This is a genomic window from Ruegeria sp. G10, from assembly GCF_056533645.1.
In genome coordinates, this window is record NZ_JBQFOQ010000007.1 from 45,646 (window position 1) to 66,039 (window position 20,394).

Below are 20,394 nucleotides of genomic sequence, written 5' to 3' on the forward strand. Positions count from 1 at the left end.
TTAGGTGGTTTTTGATATTGTATGTCTGGGAAGCGGGACAAAGCGGACATCACAACAAAGTCTACTTTTCGTTTAACGCTCTTCTTGTACTTTACGTATTTGGGATAAGACCTGCCGTGGACTTTCGATTTGTTCAAATCCAATCTTCGTTACCTTAGCACCATTTTTTCCCAAGCTTTCGTGTTTCGCAAAATAGATATCGCCGGTTGCCCCGGAGTCCTCAAACTCGATCTCTGTAGTCTTGGTAATGGGATAGGTTTGCAATTTTTTGCGTCCAAACATCTTCGTGCCAATCATAGCACGTTGATTTGTCAGCGTATAATGCTGTTGCTTGCGAGTGTAGGCCTTCCAGAAGTGAACGCCCACAAGACCATATGAACCCACGAAAAAGAATATGAGACCAAAAGTCCAAAAAAGACCTCCGGCTTTGCTTGCCATAGCCATCCAGAAAACAGAAAATCCGGTAAAAAAGACATAAAAGAAAGGAATGAACGGGCTTTCCCATTCAAGCCGGACACGGCTTTTTGGAGCACCCTGCCAAAGAATTTCTTCGTTTGGCGCGAGAAGGTCTTTCCAAGGATCAGTCATTTGTGAACTCTTGATGAATTGGCGTATACAATGCTTGCAGTATCGTATGGCTTTATTTTCTTTGAAAATCTACAAAAAGACAAAGGGCCAATGATGCAGACGAAGCAAGACGTTTTCCGCACACCACCGAAAGAGCAATTTTGGCTCAGAGCGGTCAATGCGCTCCGAGCTTTTATATCGCGTACCTTTACCACTTGCGGCAAAGGACTGATCTTGAAGCTGATGTGTTTCCTCAAGCGCCTTTGATGTTGTGGCCGGGACCATAGGGAAAGCCGGTGATGTTCTCGGCCCCGTCGTCGCCAACCACAAGGATATCGTGCTCGCGGTAGCCACCCGCACCGGGTTGGCCTTCGGGGATCCACAGCATCGGCTCGATCGAGACGACCATGCCGGGTTCCAGAACCGTGTCGATATCCTCGCGCAGTTCCAGACCGGCCTCGCGCCCGTAATAGTGGCTGAGGACGCCGAAGGAATGGCCATAGCCGAAGGAGCGGTACTGCAGCAGGCCCTCATCTTCGAAGAAACGGTTGATCTCGGCGGTGATGCCGGAACAGGTCGCGCCGGGTTTGATCAGGCTCAGGCCAAGCTCATGCGCGGCGACGTTGGCCTTCCAGATGCGCAGGCTTTCGGCATCGGGTTCGCCCAGAAATAGGGTCCGTTCCAGCGCGGTGTAATAGCCCGAGATCATTGGGAAGGTGTTCAGCGACAGGATATCGCCCTTTTGCAGCGCCCGTTTGGTGACCGGGTTATGCGCGCCATCGGTGTTGAGGCCGGACTGGAACCAGACCCATGTGTCGCGGTATTCTGCGTCGGGATAAGCGCGGGCGATCTCCGCCTCCATCGCGTCGCGCCCGGCCATGGCGATCTCGATCTCGGTTGCGCCTTCACGGATGGCGGCGTGGATGGCCGCTCCGCCGACATCGGCGGTGCGTGCGCCGCCTTTGATCAGCTCGATCTCTTCCGCCGATTTCACCATACGGGCCGCCATGGTGTCGGGCGCGATGTCAACTATTTCAGGCTGACCCAGCATCGCCAGCGCGGTGTCGCGGGCGGCCAGTGTCATGTGATCATTCTCAACACCGATGCGTTTCGCGCCACCGATCAGGCTGGCCACCGCGCGCCAATAATTGTCGCGTTTCCAATCGGTATAGATCACGTTGTCCTCGACCGAGCGGCGCCAGGGCTGGCCAGCATCAATATTGGCCGAAACGGTCGTGCAGGCGTCCTGTGTGACGACGCAGCCATAGGGACGGCCAAAGGCGCAATACAGAAAGCCCGAATAATAGGCGATGTTCTGCATCGAGGTCAGCAGGACCACCGGAATATCCCGCGCCGCCATGATGGCACGCAATTTGCCAAGGCGGCGGTCATATTCGCCCTTGCTGAAAGGCAGGGGTGCTTTGTCGCCATTGTGGCAGGTGAAGAATTCGGGGCGATTTGTCATGGTCTGGTCTCTCATCTTTGCCGGGCGGCAAACCCGGCCACTTGTCCCGGCGTTCAGGACAGGCGGTCTCGGGGTCCGAGAGCCGATCATCCCAGTGCGTCCGCGACGCCATCGCGGCTGGGATGAACGGTTAAATCGTTAGATCAGCCGTGCGCTTGCGTCAAGCGGGGGAAAGGCCCCGCAGACGCTCGGACCGGCGGCGCAGCAATTCGACCGTGGTCAGCAGCGCGATCGAGATCACGACGAGGATGGTCGCCACCGCCAGAATGGTCGGGCTGATCTGTTCGCGTAGACCAGTGAACATCTGCCATGGCAGCGTCTTCTGGCTGGCCGAGCCGACAAACAGCACCACGACCACCTCGTCGAACGAGGTGATGAAGGCAAACAAACCACCCGAGATCACGCCCGGCAGGATCAGCGGCATCTGGATCTTGAAGAAGGTCCGCACCGGCCCCGCACCCATATTCGCTGCCGCCCGCGTCAGCGAGCGGTCAAAGCCCACCAGCGTCGCAGTCACGGTGATGATGACAAAGGGAATTCCCAGAACGGCGTGGGCAAGGATCACCTTCACATAGCCCACGAAGTTCTTGTTCATGCCCAGCGTGCCTTCCATGAAGCGGCCGATATCGCTGTAGAAGAAGAACATGCCGGTGGCCGAGATGATTAGTGGCACGATCATCGGCGAGATCAGGATACCCATGATGGCACGGCGACCGGGAACGTGGCTCTGGCTCAGGCCGATGGCTGCAAGAGTACCCAGCGAGACAGAGATCACCGTCGCAATCGGCGCAATGATCAGCGAGTTCTTGAAGCTGCGCTGCCATTCATTGTTGGTGAAGAAGTCGCGGTAATGCTTCAGCGAGTACCCCTCAGGGTCCAGTCGCAGCATTTCCGGCGTGAAGGTAAAGAAGTCCTGCGCGTTGAACGACAATGGAAGAACCACAAGGATCGGCGTGATCAGGAACACGAAAATCGCGCCGCAGATCACTCGGAACAGGTAGTGATAGAACACCTGTTTCGGGGTCAGATACGGCAGCAGTTTGCGGCGATAACGACCCTCATAGAGCCAGTAGATGAACCATGCGAAGAACCAGCCGCCCAGCAGACCCAGAACGCCGCCCATCGGACCCGAAAACAGAAACCCGGCGATGCCGAAGCCCAAAATGGTGATCCAGCGGGCCATTTGCTCGTTCTTCAAGACAGTAATGTAAACCCAGGCCAGCGCCGCGATCAGAGCCGCGCCGCCAATGATGCCAAGAAACACCGCGCCATTGCCTGCGCCGACAAAGATACCGGCGAAGGCCCCTGCGAGCGCGACGCTGGGCAGAACCATGGACAAAGGTTTGCGGGAAATCGGAGTAAGTGCGGCCATGTCGATTATCCCAGCTTCACGTTATCAATGCCGACGATCTTGTCGTAACACCAGTAGAGCAGCAGCACGACGCCCAACAGAATCGTACCCAGCGCCGCCGCCAGTCCCCAGTTCAGCGAGGACGAGATGTGATAGGCAATCCGGTTCGAGATGAAGACACCTTTGGTGCCACCCACGATCTCGGGCGTGATGTAGTAACCAATCGCCAGAATGAAGACCAGGATCGACCCCGCGCCGATACCCGGAATGGATTGCGGGAAATAGATGCGCCAGAAGGTCGTCCAGTTGGTTGCGCCCATCGATTTCGCGGCGCGGGTGTAGGATGGCGGTATCGTCTGCATCACCGAATACATCGGCAGGATCATGAACGGCAGCAGGATATGCGTCATCGCGATGATCGTGCCGATCTGGTTGTTGATGATGACAAGTCGGGCGTCATCGGCCACCAACCCAAGCCAAACCAGCGTTTCGTTGATCACACCCTGTTGTTGCAACATCACCTTCCACGCCGAGGTTCGCACCAGAAGTGACGTCCAGAACGGTAACAACACCAATATCATCAGCAGATTCGACACCCGCATCGGAAGGGTCGCCAGCAGGTAGCTGACCGGATAGGCCAGCAGGATACACGACGCGGTGATCACCAGCGACATGAACAGCGTGCGCCCGAACAGCTTGATCAGAATCTGCTTGTCCTCGGGCTGCGATTGCGCGCCCTCGGGCGTGCGCTGCATGTCGACCGCATTCAGGAAATAGCCATTTGTAATCGCCGGAGAATGCGTCTTGATCACCGCCCAGGTCTGCGGTTCCCCCCAGCCTTCGTGGATTTCGATCACCTGATCCTTGAATGGACCATCTGTCTCAGGATCCAGCTTGCCCATTTTCCGTCCCGAGCGGCGGAACATCGAGGACATGCCTGTCTCTTCGTAGTTCAGGCGCGAGCCCAGTCGGGTATGTGTCTTGTTATCGACAGCCACGACCATGTCGCGCACAAAGGCGTCGTAGACCGCCTCATCCGGCAGTTCGCCACTGGTTTCGTCCCAGTTTTGCAGGGCTTCGACCGTCAGGGGCAGGGTTTCCTGCACAATGCTGTTTTCCACCGACCGGAACAGCATCGACGCAATCGGCACAATGAACGAGAACAGCACGAACAGCAGCAGAGGAGCCACCAGCATCAGCGCCCGAAGTTTTTGCCGTCTTAATGACCGCGCAAGCGATTGCTTAAGCGGCGTTCCATCGGCGGCCAGCATCGGACCGGAGTTTTGTTGGGTGGCGTCAGTCATCGGTGCCCCTTGGGTCCTTTCTGGGGTCAGGGGCGAAGTACCGCCCCCGACTTTGTCATGAAATCAGACGCTTATTGCGCCAGCCACGCCTGGAATTTGGCGTCGATATCGTCGCGGTAGTCGGCCCAGAACTCGTAGTTGTACAGGAACGTGTTCTTGGCGTTTTCCGGGTCGGTCGGCATATGCGGTGCCATGTCGATGCCAAGTTCGGCATGCTGACCCACCAGCGGAGCCGACGAAGCACGGGCCGGGCCGTACGAGATCCACTTGGCCTGATCCGCCAGACGCTGAGTGTCGGTCGCGAACATGATGTAGTCCAGTGCGCGCGCCTGACGCTCTTCGCTCAGACCGGCGGGGATGATCCAGCCGTCCAGATCGAATACCTGCGCGTCCCAGAGCATGGCAACAGGCTGGTTCTGTTCTTCGATCACGCTGAACAGACGACCGTTATAGGTCGAACCCATAATGACCTCGCCATCGGCCAGCAGCTGCGGTGTATCCGCGCCAGCCGACCACCAGACAACGCTGTCCTTGATGGTGTCGAGCTTGGCGAGAGCCTGATCCTGCCCTTCAGGAGTAGCCAGCACGTCATAAACGTCGTCCTTGGCAACACCGTCGCAGATCAGGGCCCATTCCATGTTGTTGATCGGACGCTTCTCCAGCGAGCGTTTGCCCGGATAGGTTTCCAGATCAAACACGGCACAGACGTCTGTCGGCGGCGTATCACCCACCAGGTCGGTGCGATATCCGAATGTGGTCGAGTAAACGATCTGCGGGATAAAGCAGTCGCTGACCAGCAGATCACCGAAATCTTCGGATGCGGGCGTGCCATCAGGTGCCGGAGCCAGCATGGTGTCGGGATCGATTTCCATCGCCAGACCTTCGTCGCACAGGCGGATCGCATCCGCTGCAACAACGTCAACCACGTCCCAGGTGATGTTGCCGGCTTCGTTCATCGCGCGCAGCTTGGCCACCGCTTCGGCCGAGCTGTCGTCGTTCAGGATGGTGACGCCAGTCTTTTCCGAATAGGGCTCGTGATAAGCCTTGAGCTGCGATTTGGAATAGGCGCCGCCCCACGAGACGATGGTCATCTCTTCGGCGGAAACGCCACCGGCAGCCGTCGCCAGAGCCGCTGCGGTCAGCAGTGTTTTGGTTGGTTTCATGTGTTACTCCCAGTACTTCCCGTTTGTTGTATGGTCAGCTGACGCACGGGTTTTCGCCAGCCGGTCCCTCAGTGAAACCGCGCTTGTGCCGCGCGGTTTGGTCTATGCGTCAAGCGCACGACAATCCTGTGCCAGCCAGCCGATCTCGATCTCCTGTCCGGGTTTCAGGCGGATGGCATCGGGGGCGTTCCGTGTCTTGACGATGAACTCGTCATTGCCAGCAACCGACATGCGGAAGCGGAACACGTCACCCATATAGATGAATTCCTTGACCGTCGCCTTCAGCGTATGCGCGTCGGCATGCAGACGGTCCTTGTTGAATTCCACACGTTCCGGGCGGATCGAAACCTTGGTCCGCTCGCCCGGGTTGTGAACATTGATCGGCACCGCATCAATTTCTGATCCGTCATCAAGCTGCACCACACAGCTGTCGCCGTCGATCGATTTGACCACACCTTCCAGCGTGTTGTTTTCACCGATGAACTGCGCGACGAAGCTGTTGTCGGGCTCTTCATACAGTTGATCCGGCGGGGCCAGTTGCTGAATGCGGCCATCGTCGAACACCGCGACCCGGTCCGACATGGTCAGCGCTTCGGTCTGGTCGTGGGTCACGTAAACGGTGGTAATGCCCAGCTCATGCGCAAGGCGGGTGATTTCGAACTGCATATGCTCACGCAGCTGTTTGTCCAGCGCGCCCAGCGGTTCATCCATCAGCACCAGTTCCGGTTCAAACACCAGCGCGCGGGCCAGGGCGATCCGCTGCTGCTGCCCCCCCGAAAGCTGCGCGGGGCGGCGATTGCCGAAATCGCCCATCTGTACCATGTCCAGCGCGCGCTTGACCTTTTCCTCGCGCGTGGACTTGTCCAGCTTGCGCACCTCCAGCGGGAACGAGAGGTTCTCGGCCACCGTCATATGTGGAAACAGGGCATAGTTCTGGAACACCATCCCAATACCGCGCTTGTGCGGAGGGATGTTGTTGATGGGTTTGCCATCCAGAAGAATCTCGCCATGGGTGGCGGTTTCGAATCCGGCAAGCATCATCAGGCAGGTTGTCTTGCCTGATCCGGACGGCCCGAGCATGGTCAGGAATTCGCCCTTTGGCATCGCCAGGTTGAGATCTTTGACAACGAGATTCTCGCCATCATAAGACTTTTGAACGCGTTGAAATTCAACAAACGCGGCGTCGGTATTTATGTCGGTCACAAGACCCCCTGTTGCGTCAAATGATTATCCGGTTGGTCCGGATTTCATTGATCATGTCCCGCATTAAAAACGCAGCCAAGCGGGACTGGCAACCCAGAATAGTGATTTTAGCGATAACGCGAACACAATTCTGCTCAATCAAAGGGCGTTCAGCGCTTTCATATGCCACGCCAGACTCTGGTTGCTGGACAGCACCGGCTTGCCGATCTGCGCCTCGATACGGGGGATCGCGGCCAACGTGCGCAGGTTCGTACAACTCAGAAATACGGCGTCGACAGAGGGGTCGGACCCCAGCCGCACCGCCGCATTTACAACGGATTCGGTTGATATACGCACAACCTTGGCCTCTTCGGCCTCACCAAAGCTACCGAACACGTCCATCGTGATGCCCATCTGTGCGAAGGCCTGCCGCAACGGCGTGTTCACCTCTTCGATGTAGGGCGAGAGCAGGGCGAATTTCAACACGCCGCGATCAGCCGCACAAGCCGCAGCGGCGCGTAACGGGTTGGTCACGGTCACAACGTCGCAGGTCTGCTGCACCATTTGTTCAACCCGGTCCGATCCGATCACAGAGCTGGCCGATGTGCAGCCATAACCCACCACCTTGTAACGCCGCGCCTTCGGAAGCAGGTCGGCGGCGGCGGGCAGATCGATCTCCATCCGCGCCAGAGTCTCGGTGTTGACCTCGGCCCCGCTGGGAATGCGGCTAACGTAGAGGGGGCTGGGGTCACCGGCGAACAGGCTGCGAAACTCGGGCTCGATCGTCTCATCGGTTTGCAGAACAATAAGGCCCATAGGCGCCGCAGCAGCGTCGTCAGGGTCAAGCGTATAGGGCAGTATCGTCATAGCGTCGGTATCTCGGGCCCGATGCGCGGGCTGAGGAATTCGGGCGCGCCTTCGGTGATCAGGATGTTTTCTTCGTGCACAAGGATCTTACCACCCACGGCAATACCCGGTTCAAGCGTCAGGACCATACCGGGTTCCAGCGTGGTGTGATCACCGGGGATCAACGATGGCCATTCGGTCAGCGACATCCCCAGCCCGTGACCCAATCGCCCGGCATCAGTGCCCCCCGTACCATCCGTCAGGATCGCGTTCATCGTATGAAACAGCTGTGCGGCGGTGGCACCGGGGCGGGCCTGTTCAAAGGCAGCATCCGACGCCTCGATCAACCGCGCATGCGCGTCCCGCACCAGTGCGCTGGCCGGGCCAACCGACCAGTTACGGTCGTAATCACAGAAATACCCATCCCGCACGAGGCCGGTATCCAGCATCAGCACATCGCCCGGCCTCAGCGGCGATCGGGTAGCGGGCGAGATCACGTCGGTATAACCGCCCTGTTCGGCGCCTCCGGCCAGATAGGGCACCCAATCAGCCCCTTCCTCAAGGCAAAGCGTCTGGAAGCGTCGGAAAACCTGATCCAGCGGCACACCGGTCGCGGCGATCTCGGGCACGCGTGCAAAGGCGCGGGCAGCGATCTGACAGGCGGCGCGTATCTTGGCGACCTCAGCGTAGGATTTCACCATGCGCAGGGCGCGCAGGATGCCCTGATCGCCGGTGATGTGGCGGCTGCCAATTCCGGTCTGCAGGCGCTTCAGGTCGGCCAGCGGCATCCGGACATGGGTTTCGTGCCCATCCGGGCAGCCAATCGTAGCGCCCATTGGCGTCAACTCGGCCAGCGTGTCCGCCAGCAGAGTAACGCCGTCGTCTTCGAGGTCCGGCGCGCTCCAGGTACGGATATCGTCAATCCAGGTCTGCGCCATCAGGGCAGCGCCAATCGACGGGATCACCGCCACCGGCTTGCCCGAGGCGGGCACGATCAGGAACCAGGGTCGCGTCGGGCTTTCCCAGAAGCGGGTCAGATACCCAGTGAAATAACGTATCTCGGGCTCGGTGGTCAGCAACAGTGCCGAAAGCTCGGCCTGCGCCATCTGCTGTTGCGCGCGGTGCAGTCGCGCCTGAAATTCCTCGGGCGCGAAAGCGGTCATGCGGGCTGCTCGGTCAGCATGCACAGAACCCGCGACCGCGCGTCTATCGCCATCGCCGCACGCGCCTCGGCGTTCATGACCGCCGCAACGCCCGCCCCGCCCGAGGCACTGGTCTCCAGCCCCGCCTCGGCCATGCGTGGCAGCTGCGCGGAGACCTCATCGTCGCTGAGCGTCAGAAAAAGATCGGCATCCCGCGCCAAGCCGTTCAGGGCGATCAGTGAAGGCTCTTTGCAATCCAGCCGCCCCATGATGCTGTCCGGGCCATCGGCGAAGACGCAGTGCCCGGCTTTGACGCTGGCCTGAAGCGCCGGGGCGGCATCGGGTTCGACGACAACAATCTGCGGCGCGTCGCCCCAGATTTTGCGCGCATAGGCAGCGACCGCGCCCGCCATGCCGCCGACCCCGGCCTGCAACAAGATGTGGGTGGGCTGTTCGGGGCATTGCTCTGCCGCTTCAACGGCCATCTGCAAATACCCCTCCATCAGCAGATAAGGCAGATCGGTATATCCCTCCCAAGAGCTGTCCGACAGCAAGGTCCAGCCATTCTGCTGCGCCGCCTGCGCGGCGGCCCCCATGCTGGCGGCATAATCGACCCCTTCTCGCACAACCTGCGCCCCCTGGGCCCGCAACCTGTCCGCAAAGCTCTCGGGTACGGTTTTTGCGATGTAGACCACGGCATCAGCACCAAAAACCCGCGCGCCTGCCGCCATGCTCATCCCGTGGTTACCCGCGCTGGCAGTGACATATGTGTGCCCTTTGAGATCGCCTTCGGGTGCTTCGCTGGCCTGACAGGCAATGACATAAGCCGCACCCAACGCCTTGAACGAGCCCAGCCCCATCCGAGGCCGCTCATCCTTGACCCAGAGCTGCGCCACCGGCGCCAGAGCGGTTGCCTCCGTCAGCGGCGTCTGGGTGAAATCGGGGCAAAACAGGCGATGCCGCCCAAGCCCGGATGTATCGATCGACGGATAGGGTGCCTGATCCGCCAGCTTCGACCCATTTCGAAAGGGGTTTCTGACCGTCTCCATCACGCGCTCCTTGTCTTGATAGGCCGACGTGATCGGAACGAGGAAGCCCTGTCAAGCGTGTCCCGCTTTCCGGGTTGTGGCGACACATCTGAATGAGCGTCTTTTCAATCCATTTGGTTGGCTGTAAGTGTGTGCCAGCCCTGTTGGCCGCGGCTTTGCCTGCCGCGCGCGCAGGTCTGCGGGCGTGATGGAATGGTAGACATATCGGACTTAAAATCCGAAGGCCTTAGTGCCGTGTGGGTTCGAGTCCCACCGCCCGTACCACCTCTGAAGCGCAGCCGAGTTATTGGGAACACACCCCGGATCGATCCGGGTTCTGCGGGCCAGTTCTGAAGGAATGGTGCCTCAAGAAGGAACCTTAAAGAAAGTGTCTCGCGGGTACGTACATATCTACACTGATGATCAGATCGTAGAACTGTGCGACATACGTGCGAGCGGAACTCAGATCAAAGATACTCATGGTTGAATGCAACCGCTCCAAGACCACCATCTACCGCTATCTTACCGAAAATGAAGCCTAAACTCGACTCCAGAACCCTGATCTGAGCTTAACACCTTATTCTGCACCCGGCCGGAATGGATGGGGTGGATGCCCTCTCCAGAAACGGCATCGCAATGTGCCATGGTGGATATGTATCAACCACTAAAGAGAAAGAGAGCACCCATGAGCGAAGATATCATTATCGGAGTTGATCTGGCAAAGAATGTGTTTCAGCTGCACGGCGCGACAGGACGGTCGGGTCTTGTTTCGCAAGAAACTGTCCCGTGCGCAGTTCAAGGCTTCCTGCGAGGAGCACCCCAATTGCCTGATGAAGATGGAGGCATGTTCGACATCACATTACTGGGCGCGTGAGTTGCAGGCTATTAGTCATGATGTATGTTTAGTTCCGCCATTTTGTATTAAGCCTCTCGTCAAACGGAACAAAAATGATGCGGATGATGCTGAGTCAATCACGGAAGACGCTTTGTGCCCAAGCAACATTCGTCGGGCGGGAAAACCCGCCTTGGCCAGACAAGTAAGATGGGTCAGCGTGGTATTCGACGTATGTTGATCACGGGCGCGATGAGCCGAATTGCCGGATATGCGAGACAAAGCAGTCGCGCAGAGCCATGCGTACAAGACAAGCTGGATCGCAAACCAAAAATGGTTGCCGCAATCGCACTAGCCAACAAAATGGCACGTCAGATATGGGCGATGATCAGCGAAGAAGAGAAGTATCAACCTAGAGAAATAACGGCATAGAATTCTGGGCGCCAACCCAGGTGCCAGAGTGTGAGGAATGCACTGTGAAGAATGGACGTCGATTGAACAAGTCCTGATTGGAGAGCCAGACAGAGGTCGGGCGCAATAAGAGCGCGCGGAGTCGAATTGGAACCGATCAGCGAACTGACCGTCTTGGCCCGCGGCGCGTAAAAAGCCGCAAAACGAGGCCTGACACACGACCGCAATCAATCGCGCTCAAACTGATCAGAACCTCCTTGCAAAACCGAGGGCATCCACACAAAACCTCATAGTGCCGCTCATCGCACAGGCGCCAAAGCTACGAAGTTCAGTGGTCAAAAGTTTGCAACAGATTCCGGGTTGATTGTTGTGCCAGCCGAAGGATAGGACCATGGAGTAAATCTTGGAGGCATTATGGGACTGTCGAAATCAATTCGTCGGCGCTTGCAAATAGTCGAGGGTGATTCAATCTCGACGTCTTTGAAAATTATCTTTGCAGATCGAGAAACAAGACGTGCGTACGAATACAGTAAGTTCGGGCGTTATCTGAACGAAGACGAGCTTTCGTCCGGCGGTCATTTTCGAACTGAAGCAGATGCAATATCGGCAAATTTAGATCCCATTTGGTACGCGCGAACCCATAACCTTAGTCAATCACAGTCTTGTTTCGATCACTATCGCGATGAAGGACGAAAGTTTGCATTCGCACCCAACGGCGCTCTTGCGGGGGAAGACAGGAAGTCACTTTCCGCTTGGGGTTTGGAATACCTGGTCCGGTGCGGGATAAAAATCGGTTGCCGCGGGGAACATGCGTTGTCTCCCGATGACAGCCAAGCCTTGGACCCCTTCAAAATTACAAATTCAAATGGAAAGAAAATCGCTGTCGTCACTGCCATCTTCGGCGACTACGATGGTCTGATGCCGTTTGATCCAGCGTGGAAGAGCGCGTCTGAGTTTTTCGTATTCTCGGAAAGGAAATTCGACTCACTTTCTGGCTGGCAACAGGTTCATTCGCCGTATCATCATGTCGATCCTCGTCGTAGGGCGCGCTTCGTAAAGCTATGCCTTCCAGTTTTTTTCCATGATTTCGAATGGGTTATTTGGGTGGATGGAAACGTACTACTTTGTCGAGATCCTGAAGCTGTGATCGCAGGCATTAGCGACACCGCATTCGACTTTGCAACTTTCAGGCACTCTTCTCGCGGCAGCATAATTTCAGAAGCTGCGGCATGTGCCAGGTTGGGTAAGGAGAATGCGATAGAACTCGCTGAACATCTTGCGCGCATCGATTACCCCTCTAGAAAAAAAACCGACAACCTGTATGAGACAATGGCAATGGTTCTGAGACCGTCATCTTCCGCAGTACAGAAAATGTTTGCTAAGTGGTGGGGTTTGCTGTCGAAGGGATCTAAGCGAGACCAATTGTCTCTTCCGCTGGCTATGGCGGAAGTTCCCGAGATCAAGTTTACGCCGCTGACTGAGACTATTGATTGTTCTGCCGAATTCTTCCGAATGAAACACTACGCAAAATCGGACAAAAAATAATGCACACCCCGACAAGCAGGACCCCTGCAGATGTTATCGTTTGTGTTCACAACAGCTTTGACGATGTGAAAATTTGCCTCGAATCCGTCTTGCCTACACTCGGGCCCGAAGATCGCCTAATTATTGTCGACGATGGGTCGGGAGCACAAACAAAGGAGTTCTGTGAAGTTTTCGCGTCTAACAACTTAGACCATGTACTTTTGATCCGCCGTGACAAAGGTAGCGGGTTCTGCAAGGCCGCCAATGAAGGTTTGAGGCAGAGTGATCGTGATACAATCATTCTCTTGAACAGCGACACGATCGTTGTGGGTGATTGGATCAATAAGATACACAATTGTCTGCACGCACACCCGCGTATTGGAATCGCGGGACCGCTCTCGAATGCGGGTGGATGGCAATCCATTCCTGACATGCCAGGTCCGAATGCGTCTCCAAACCTAGTCAAATCTGACACTGAGACACTGCAATCAATTAACAAGTTCTGCGCTGAGATATCTGCTCAATTCACGTATCCGGTCGTCGAGCAAATCAACGGGTTCTGCCTTGCAATCAAAAGGACTGTTTTGGAAACTGTGGGCCTCTTCGATGAGGTTCGGTTTCCTAAGGGGTACGGTGAGGAAAACGATCTAAATCTACGCGCTCAAGAGGCAGGATTTTTGTGCGCCGTGGCGACAGACTGTTTCGTTTATCATGCCAAAACAAAAAGCTATTCCTCCGAACAAAGGAAGCAACTCACAGCGAATGGTCAAGCACAATTACGTGCGTTGTATGGCGAGAAACGAATAAAGAACGCTGTGCGAGGAACGCAACGAAATCCAATACTGCTTGAAATTCGCTCGATTGCCAGAGATGTATTTCAAGAGAAAGCCTGGACGATCAGCACACTGGAAACATAGTAACAACGTCAGGCGCCACGCATTGCTCGGAGCTCAAAAGCCGCTCGATGCGTGCTGGGCACGCGAGCAGTTTTGGGGCCTTGCACTCGTCTCACTTGCCCAAAACGTCGACAACGAAAATTTAATCCGGGCCCATTATACCCCCGTAATTAGTTAGGTACCTCGGGACTTCCGCAAAGGGGCATTCTAACTTAATCCAGCAATATTTCGAGATACTTACCGTATGAGGATTTTGCGTACAATTGTGCCCGCTTGGCCAGAGCTTCGTCGTCGATCCAGCCGTTCGCCCAGGCGATTTCATCTAGGCTCCCGGTTTGCATACCTTGCCGGTCGGTCAGAGTGCGCACAAAGTTGCCAGCATCCAACAAGGACCCATGGGTGCCTGTATCCAGCCAAGCAAAACCGCGACCCATTTTCTCAACTTCCAGCAACTCTTCTTTCAGATACATTTCCAATAGGGTTGTGATCTCCAACTCACCGCGCGCCGAGGGTTGCACCTGACGGGAGCGAGCGGGGGCGTCGCCATCCAGAAAATACAGTCCGGTCACCGCATAATGTGAGGGTGGAACCTTGGGTTTTTCGATGATAGCGCGCGCCTTTTTGCCCTCAAAATCCACGACACCGTAACGTTCGGGATCGGAAACGCGATAGGCAAAGACCGTGCCTCCCATATTCTTCGCGTCCGCCTCGCGCAAAATGCCGGGCAGGCCGTGGCCGAAGAAGATGTTATCACCCAGAATCATGGCAGACGGCGCACCGCTCAGGAAATCCTCGGCCAAAGTATAGGCTTGCGCCAGCCCATCGGGCGTTTCTTGCGTAATCCATGTCAGCGACAGGCCGTATTGGCTACCGTCCCCCAGCAATCTTTGAAACTGGTCCTGATCCTGAGGCGTCGTGATGATCGCGATCTCACGGATATTCGACAACATCAGAACGCTTAAGGGGTAAAAGATCATCGGCTTGTCGTATATCGGCAGCAACTGCTTTGAGATCGCCATCGTGATTGGATAAAGCCGGGTTCCAGACCCTCCGGCCATAATAATGCCTTTGCGCTGCATAAAGGTTCCTCTCAGAATTTCAGCCGCCGCCTTCTGCAAGCTCGGTCAGAACATGGTCCAAACCCGTTTTCCAATCAGGCTGCGGAATGTCGAAAATATCAGCCAGCCGCGTGCAATCCAATCTTGAATTCAAGGGTCTGGGGGCCGGGGTTGGATAGTCACTGGTTTTGATGTCCTGAATCTGAACATCCAAACCAGCCTGTTGAACAATTTCGCACGCAAAACCGGCCCAGCTCGTATCGGGCCTTCCAGAGTAGTGGAATAGCCCGCCTTCTTTGGTGATCCCGGCTTTGGCTATGACCAGAAGGGCGTCGGCAATATCGGCCGCCGGGGTCGGTCCGCCGATCTGATCGGCCACGATTTTCAGGTGGTCGCGGTTTTGAGCCAACCGCAGGATAGTCTTGACGAAATTCTTACCATGGGCGGAAAAAACCCAACTCGTGCGCAAGATAGCATGCCAGCCCCCTGCCCCCGCCACCTGAGCTTCGCCGTTCAGTTTGGAGCGGCCGTAAGCACCCAAGGGCGCCGTCGGATCTAGTGTTGTCCACCGGTGCGTGCCGGACCCATCAAAGACGTAATCGGTTGAGATATGAAGAAACGGCAAGCCGCGCTTAGCCGCGGCCCGGGCCATCGCTCCGGGCGCGCCGACGCAGTTCGGTCGCCACTTGACCGTTGCGGCCAAAGACCAGTGCCTTCATCCTGCGGTCCCCAGGCGCTGGCCCACTCCACTACGCGTTTGCAAGGCATGCAGCCAGTCGCCGTTGTCCAGATACCACTGCACCGTCTGCTCCAACCCGGTTTCTGGGGTGTAGGAAGGGCGCCAGTTCAGTTCGGTCCGGATGCGCGTCGGGTCGATCGCATACCGGCGATCATGTCCTGGTCGATCGGTGACAAATATAACCTGATTGGAGTATGGTGCTGCTGCCGGTTTCAGCCGGTCTAGAATGGCGCAGATCATTTTGACCAAATCCAGGTTGGTCATCTCATTCTCGCCGCCAATATTGTAGCTGCGCCCGGTTTCACCATGCTGCAAAACCAACAGAAGGGCCTCGGCGTGGTCATCCACATGCAACCAGTCACGAATATTGTCCCCTGCCCCATAGATCGGAATGGGTTTGCCCGCCAGGGCGTTCAGAATCACCACTGGGATCAGCTTTTCGGGAAACTGATAGGGGCCGTAATTGTTCGAACAATTGGTCAAAACAGTCGGCAGGCCATAGGTTTCGCGCCAAGCGCGAACCAGATGATCAGACCCAGCCTTGGATGCCGAGTAGGGTGAATTGGGTTGATACGGACTGTCTTCGGTGAACAGCCCGGTCTCACCGAGCGAGCCAAAAACCTCGTCGGTCGAAATATGATGAAAGCGGAATGTTCCCGGCCGTCCTGCTCCAGTCCAATAGGCGCGCGTGGCCTCAAGCAGCACATAGGTTCCCGTCACATTAGTGTCGATAAACGCTGCGGGCCCGTCGATTGAGCGGTCAACATGGCTTTCGGCAGCCAGATGCATGATCGCGTCAGGGCTGTGCTGGTTCAGAATGGCAGCCATCGCATCAGCGTCACGGATATCAGCCTGCTCAAAGCTGTAACCCGGCGCGTTCGCGACCGGGGCCACATTGTCTAGGCAGGCCGCGTAGGTAAGAGCGTCAACATTGACGACCTCATGCCCGTCAGAGATTGCCCGTCGAATGACAGCAGAGCCGATAAATCCTGCTCCGCCCGTTACAAGGATTTTCATTGGGCAGCCCCAAATGCAAAAGGGGTGTCTAGGTCGCGCAAAAGCGGTGCCACCTTATCCTTATTTGATAGGCCCGGTTCAGCCCCATACAGCGGCCATTCAACTCCAATATCGGGATCATCACAGCGAACCGCACCCTCCGTTTCTGGCGCATAGGTTTCGGAACATTTACAGACGAGCTCGGTAACCGGCTCGAGCGTTACGAACCCATGGGCGAACCCAGCAGGAACCAACAGCATTCGGCCATTCTCAAAACTCAACTCTGCCCCAACACACTGACCAAAACTGGGAGAGCCCTTGCGAATATCAACGGCAACATCAAACAGCCGCCCGCGTCCGCAGCGCACCAACTTGGCTTGAGCGCGTGGGGGCGTTTGAAAATGCAAGCCTCGCACCGTTCCGACAGCCTTCGAAACCGAGTGATTGTCTTGTAAAAACACTGTTTTAATACCGTGGCGGGCAACGTTGATCTGGTTATTAAGTCTCTTCAAAAAAACCACGTTCATCGCCAATGCGTGCGGCGTGATCATCCGAATATCCGGGATGGCAAGAGGCACCAGTTTCATAGCTTTTAGCTTCGTCCTTGCAATTTACGCTAATTTTCAAGAACGATTTTCTATCAGGTGTCTCGGTGTCGCCAAGGGTATAAGTAACGTCCAATAGACTAAACTATCCCAATGAGGGTGCACTGCTCCTCACCTTTGGACCAGCAGAAGCTGGATTTTTCCGGCTCTTGTGTACTGCTCCCAGTCGCCGGTTCGGCCGAGCGACACCCAGATCACACCCGGACGTTTCCGTTTCTACCCAACTCCGCGCCATACACGCACCTCAATCGTTTGGTGCCACATGACGAATCATGACCAGCTCAATTCGGGCAAGACCAAGGTCTGTGTCTGATTCAATTCGCCACCCACTTATGGGTAACTTCAAGCTTCACGCAACGCTTACGGATGGTCAGCCTTCCTGTGTTGCCTAATAAGCCCAGCGTACCGGAGCAGACTCCACTTCCATCGACTGAGTGACTGATAAACCAAGCTGGACGGAAATCAATTCTGTAGAAGAAAGACTTGAGGCTTTACTTTCTTCACAGTCAAGTGACTAGGGGTTCGATTCTTGAGATTTTGTTTCGCCAATAACGGCCAACGGTGAAGCTGCGCGCGCCGTTTCGCGAAGGTTTTGGATTCCAAGAAACGCTTTGCCATCTGAGGATAGGTGGCAATACACTTTGATTGCAAAACATCCAGATGGTCGTAGAGTGCATCAATTGAACCCATGCTTGGCACAGGTTTTCCGATGGTGACATCTAGATCATCAATGATGTCTGCCTGAATTTTATTGGGAGAGTCTTCTCCAAAATAGATGTAGTCCGAAAGACTTTCGGCTACATCTGGTTCGTTTGGGCAGACGTCAAATACTTGAGAAGTACTTGTAATGTCGTGCGAAATGGCGTTTGGGATAATAGATTCCTGATTGTTGTTCTGCGGATAAATTGGATTATACCGCAAAACGGGCACGCCCGCCATGAAGCCTTCGATCGCAGTGGTGCAGCCCGTATGGATCATGCAGTGGCAGGATGGAAAAAACGCTGTCGTGGGTCGCTTAGTTTCAACCCTGACATCAAAATCAAACATAGCGTCTTCCCAGAACAGCATGTCTTCGATCGGATGAGGTCGTAGAACGATCTTAAATGGTTTACCGCGCTGACTATTCTGTGTTGCCAAATCCCGTATGAAGGCAACGTATTGCTCGATTAAAGCGCCATAGTATTCCTGACGGCTTTCGAGGAAACGGCGATCTTCGAGCCCTGTCTCCGTTCTCTGTTTCTCGACCATTTCGACATAGGTCTCGCTAATGGTCTTCGACAAATTTGCGGGCCCGAAATTTGTATTAATGAGAATAACATCACGTTTTCGATCTTGGATGCGAGGCGACGGGTGGATGCGAGCATTGCCTGTCATATGCAATTTGGTCGAGATTTGGGGAAATGTAGATGCAAGAATATTGTGTTGCAGCGGGCCCCAGGTAAAGATTGCATCGATCTGGTCAAGAAATTCACCAGTACCGATGCGATGACGCAAATACCACTGCGATGATGGGAAAATCAAACCTTCTTCATCTAAGCAAACGAGACGCGTCCCAACCTTCTTTGCTGGTATGAGTTTTTTCTCGATAACGGAGTCGCTATGAGCTTTATAAAATATAACTCCTCCTCCCAACTGATGAGCAAGATTAACAACATCATTAAACCGCCCTAGGATGACTTCCCAGTCTTTGGCGAGCATTTTTGCAGCTAGATCAAGCCGCACATCGAGCTCTCGGTTTTGAATTTCTATGGGAAGGTAGATCCGTTTTTTCAACGTCTCGCGGTCCTTTTAAAAACCCTCATTTGAAGAGGGATCTGGCCATAGCAAAGAAGCCCTTTTTGGCAGGTTTGCGTTTTTTCTTCTTAGGCTTCTTTTTGTCACGCAGGTGATCAGGTGAAACACGCGTCGGGACGTTCGGTGACTTACCAGATTTCGGTGCGCGGGAATTTATTTCTCGCAGTTGCGCCGACAAAACGCCGGCCCTCGCCTCCCATGTCTTTTCTAAGTTCAGCACAGTGGGAGAGGCTTGATTTTCCGCCTGAGTCACGATGGCTTTGATTGTCGCCCAATGCTGGGAGAGTTCTTGCGACGCTTTGACTTGAACCTCTCTGAACCTTTGGCTTAAAGCGTCGGTGTCATAGGATAGAAATTTTTCACGCGCGCCAGTCCACGTGTTTTGAAGAGTCTCAGGAGCGCCAGTTAATCGGACCACGCCCTGAAACTTATGTTTGCCTGATGCGATCACCAAAGCAGGAACACCAAATGCCGCAGCGGTGATATAGCCATGCATCGAGGAGCCGATATAGCCCTCTGAGCCTGCTATCAAACCAGCGATTTCGCGAATACTATTGGGGCGGTCCATGACAATTGGTTTGGTGGCCAATCGCGCCGCGATTTCGTTTGCCGTTTTGTCATCGTCGTGACAGGGTCCAATCCCAATAAGTAGAGGCCTAAGTGAGAGATGCCCGCACAGGCCGTCTATTTCTTCACAAAGCTGCGTAACCGGGATATTTCGAATGTAACGCTTGTTTAGGTGGAACACCAAATAAGGATCTTCTAGGTTTGCACCAAGCCGCGTAAGTGCCGCGACCTTTGCCTTGTCCAACTGATCTGAACTAAAAATGGAGGGTAGATCCCAGGCACTGTCAGGCACGACAGTGACATCGAGTTCGGGGACTGCTTCCAACAGATAGGTGCGGCTCTCGTCATCTCGAACGGAAATATACCGGGTTTTACGGAGGGCTTCCTGTACTAGTGGCAAGACTTCTGGTGCGAATTGTTCTGCAACACCGGGCGCGTTCCACAACACGGGCATTTCATCTGGTGCTGCAAGTGCAACAACCGCCCACAGATCAGCGTAACCGACCAGTTCGGCGTTTGCCGCGCGATAAGACGACAAAAGCGTTCGCTTTGCATGGATGATATTACCACCGCCAACTATCACGGCATGCGCAGGCTCTCGAGCTATGTCCATAAGCGCATGGCACGGCCTCGTGTCTCCCCATATCTGAGGTGATCCCGCTGGGCTGACATGACGTATATTAGCTTGCGGAAAATGTTGGAATACGATTTCCGGAAACAGCAAGTCGCCGTAGTTTTCAACGTCAAAAGTACCAGTGTGGATTAAGGTGGTCATGCTCGAATTCTTGTCCGGGTTTGCGAGGATGTGTATCCTAGTTGTTCGTTGGCCTTCAAGCGAACTGACAGGATAACTGTCAGCGATATGCTTTTCATAATGGGTTATACTTTAGCGTCAGCAGTCATACATGCTGCTCACTTTGGCGA

18 protein-coding genes, 1 tRNA gene and 1 pseudogene are annotated in these 20,394 nt (G+C 55.3%); 5 read left to right on the forward strand and 15 right to left on the reverse strand.

All coding sequences use genetic code 11. From position 1 onward, the window contains the following. Positions 1–72: 72 nt before the first annotated feature. Complete coding sequence (locus ACR0KM_RS12995; RefSeq protein WP_480859185.1) at positions 73–588, reverse strand: aspartate carbamoyltransferase catalytic subunit; 516 nt, start codon at positions 586–588, stop codon at positions 73–75. 30 nt (positions 589–618) lie between these two features. On the opposite strand from ACR0KM_RS12995, the gene ACR0KM_RS13000 reads away from it, so the two are divergent. Then, positions 619–834: a hypothetical protein gene (locus ACR0KM_RS13000; RefSeq protein ID WP_480859183.1), complete on the forward strand. Its 216-nt coding sequence runs from the start codon at positions 619–621 to the stop codon at positions 832–834. On the opposite strand, the gene ACR0KM_RS13005 is transcribed toward ACR0KM_RS13000, so the two are convergent. The 8 genes from ACR0KM_RS13005 to ACR0KM_RS13040 all read right to left on the reverse strand — a co-directional run bounded on the left by ACR0KM_RS13005 (position 821) and on the right by ACR0KM_RS13040 (position 10,069). After that, positions 821–2,032, reverse strand: coding sequence for an aminopeptidase P family protein (locus ACR0KM_RS13005; protein ID WP_480859181.1), 1,212 nt, complete (start codon positions 2,030–2,032; stop codon positions 821–823). The two genes, ACR0KM_RS13000 and ACR0KM_RS13005, sit on opposite strands and share 14 nt — an antisense overlap. Before the next feature lie 160 nt (positions 2,033–2,192). Further along, positions 2,193–3,404 (reverse strand): ABC transporter permease, encoded by a 1,212-nt coding sequence (locus tag ACR0KM_RS13010; protein ID WP_480824028.1) that lies wholly within the window; start codon positions 3,402–3,404, stop codon positions 2,193–2,195. Positions 3,405–3,409: 5 nt separating this feature from the next. Then, the gene (locus tag ACR0KM_RS13015; RefSeq protein WP_480824026.1) at positions 3,410–4,687 is read right to left on the reverse strand and encodes an ABC transporter permease; all 1,278 of its coding nucleotides are present in this window, start codon (positions 4,685–4,687) and stop codon (positions 3,410–3,412) included. A 71-nt stretch (positions 4,688–4,758) separates the two neighbouring features. Further along, positions 4,759–5,850: an extracellular solute-binding protein gene (locus tag ACR0KM_RS13020; protein WP_480824024.1), complete on the reverse strand. Its 1,092-nt coding sequence runs from the start codon at positions 5,848–5,850 to the stop codon at positions 4,759–4,761. A gap of 102 nt (positions 5,851–5,952) precedes the next feature. Further along, positions 5,953–7,053, reverse strand: coding sequence for an ABC transporter ATP-binding protein (locus tag ACR0KM_RS13025; RefSeq protein ID WP_480824022.1), 1,101 nt, complete (start codon positions 7,051–7,053; stop codon positions 5,953–5,955). Positions 7,054–7,191: 138 nt separating this feature from the next. Beyond that, a complete protein-coding gene (locus tag ACR0KM_RS13030) occupies positions 7,192–7,899 on the reverse strand; it encodes a maleate cis-trans isomerase family protein (RefSeq protein WP_480859179.1) in 708 nt (235 codons plus the stop codon). After that, positions 7,896–9,041 carry a M24 family metallopeptidase gene (locus tag ACR0KM_RS13035; protein ID WP_480859177.1) on the reverse strand — a complete coding sequence of 382 codons (1,146 nt, stop codon included), beginning with the start codon at positions 9,039–9,041 and terminating at the stop codon, positions 7,896–7,898. Before ACR0KM_RS13035 ends, ACR0KM_RS13030 begins: the two co-directional genes overlap by 4 nt. Beyond that, complete coding sequence (locus tag ACR0KM_RS13040) at positions 9,038–10,069, reverse strand: pyridoxal-phosphate dependent enzyme (RefSeq protein WP_480859175.1); 1,032 nt, start codon at positions 10,067–10,069, stop codon at positions 9,038–9,040. Before ACR0KM_RS13040 ends, ACR0KM_RS13035 begins: the two co-directional genes overlap by 4 nt. A 178-nt stretch (positions 10,070–10,247) precedes the next feature. On the opposite strand from ACR0KM_RS13040, the gene ACR0KM_RS13045 reads away from it, so the two are divergent. The 4 genes and pseudogenes from ACR0KM_RS13045 to ACR0KM_RS13060 all read left to right on the forward strand — a co-directional run bounded on the left by ACR0KM_RS13045 (position 10,248) and on the right by ACR0KM_RS13060 (position 13,732). Beyond that, a tRNA-Leu gene (locus tag ACR0KM_RS13045) sits at positions 10,248–10,333 on the forward strand. Positions 10,334–10,733: 400 nt separating this feature from the next. Beyond that, positions 10,734–11,312 (forward strand): annotated as a pseudogene (locus ACR0KM_RS13050) (transposase). A gap of 393 nt (positions 11,313–11,705) precedes the next feature. Further along, entirely contained in the window at positions 11,706–12,836 is a 1,131-nt protein-coding gene (locus tag ACR0KM_RS13055; RefSeq protein WP_480859173.1) for a glycosyltransferase domain-containing protein, read from the forward strand. Next, positions 12,836–13,732 (forward strand): glycosyltransferase family 2 protein, encoded by an 897-nt coding sequence (locus ACR0KM_RS13060; protein ID WP_480859171.1) that lies wholly within the window; start codon positions 12,836–12,838, stop codon positions 13,730–13,732. Before ACR0KM_RS13055 ends, ACR0KM_RS13060 begins: the two co-directional genes overlap by 1 nt. A gap of 191 nt (positions 13,733–13,923) precedes the next feature. Here ACR0KM_RS13060 and rfbA read toward each other — a convergent pair whose 3' ends face one another. The 6 genes from rfbA to ACR0KM_RS13090 form a co-directional block, all read right to left on the reverse strand. Further along, the gene (rfbA, locus tag ACR0KM_RS13065) at positions 13,924–14,790 is read right to left on the reverse strand and encodes a glucose-1-phosphate thymidylyltransferase RfbA (RefSeq protein WP_480859169.1); all 867 of its coding nucleotides are present in this window, start codon (positions 14,788–14,790) and stop codon (positions 13,924–13,926) included. Positions 14,791–14,809: 19 nt separating this feature from the next. Continuing rightward, positions 14,810–15,472, reverse strand: coding sequence for an SDR family oxidoreductase (locus ACR0KM_RS13070; protein ID WP_480859167.1), 663 nt, complete (start codon positions 15,470–15,472; stop codon positions 14,810–14,812). Between the two features lie 12 nt (positions 15,473–15,484). Continuing rightward, entirely contained in the window at positions 15,485–16,525 is a 1,041-nt protein-coding gene (rfbB, locus tag ACR0KM_RS13075) for a dTDP-glucose 4,6-dehydratase (RefSeq protein ID WP_480859165.1), read from the reverse strand. Beyond that, positions 16,522–17,091, reverse strand: coding sequence for a dTDP-4-dehydrorhamnose 3,5-epimerase (gene rfbC / locus ACR0KM_RS13080; protein WP_480859163.1), 570 nt, complete (start codon positions 17,089–17,091; stop codon positions 16,522–16,524). Before rfbC ends, rfbB begins: the two co-directional genes overlap by 4 nt. A gap of 480 nt (positions 17,092–17,571) precedes the next feature. Then, the gene (locus tag ACR0KM_RS13085; RefSeq protein WP_480859162.1) at positions 17,572–18,882 is read right to left on the reverse strand and encodes a surface carbohydrate biosynthesis protein; all 1,311 of its coding nucleotides are present in this window, start codon (positions 18,880–18,882) and stop codon (positions 17,572–17,574) included. Between the two features lie 25 nt (positions 18,883–18,907). Then, on the reverse strand, positions 18,908–20,245 hold the full coding sequence (locus ACR0KM_RS13090; RefSeq protein WP_480859160.1) for a polysaccharide pyruvyl transferase family protein: 1,338 nt from the start codon (positions 20,243–20,245) through the stop codon (positions 18,908–18,910). Positions 20,246–20,394 lie beyond the last annotated feature (149 nt).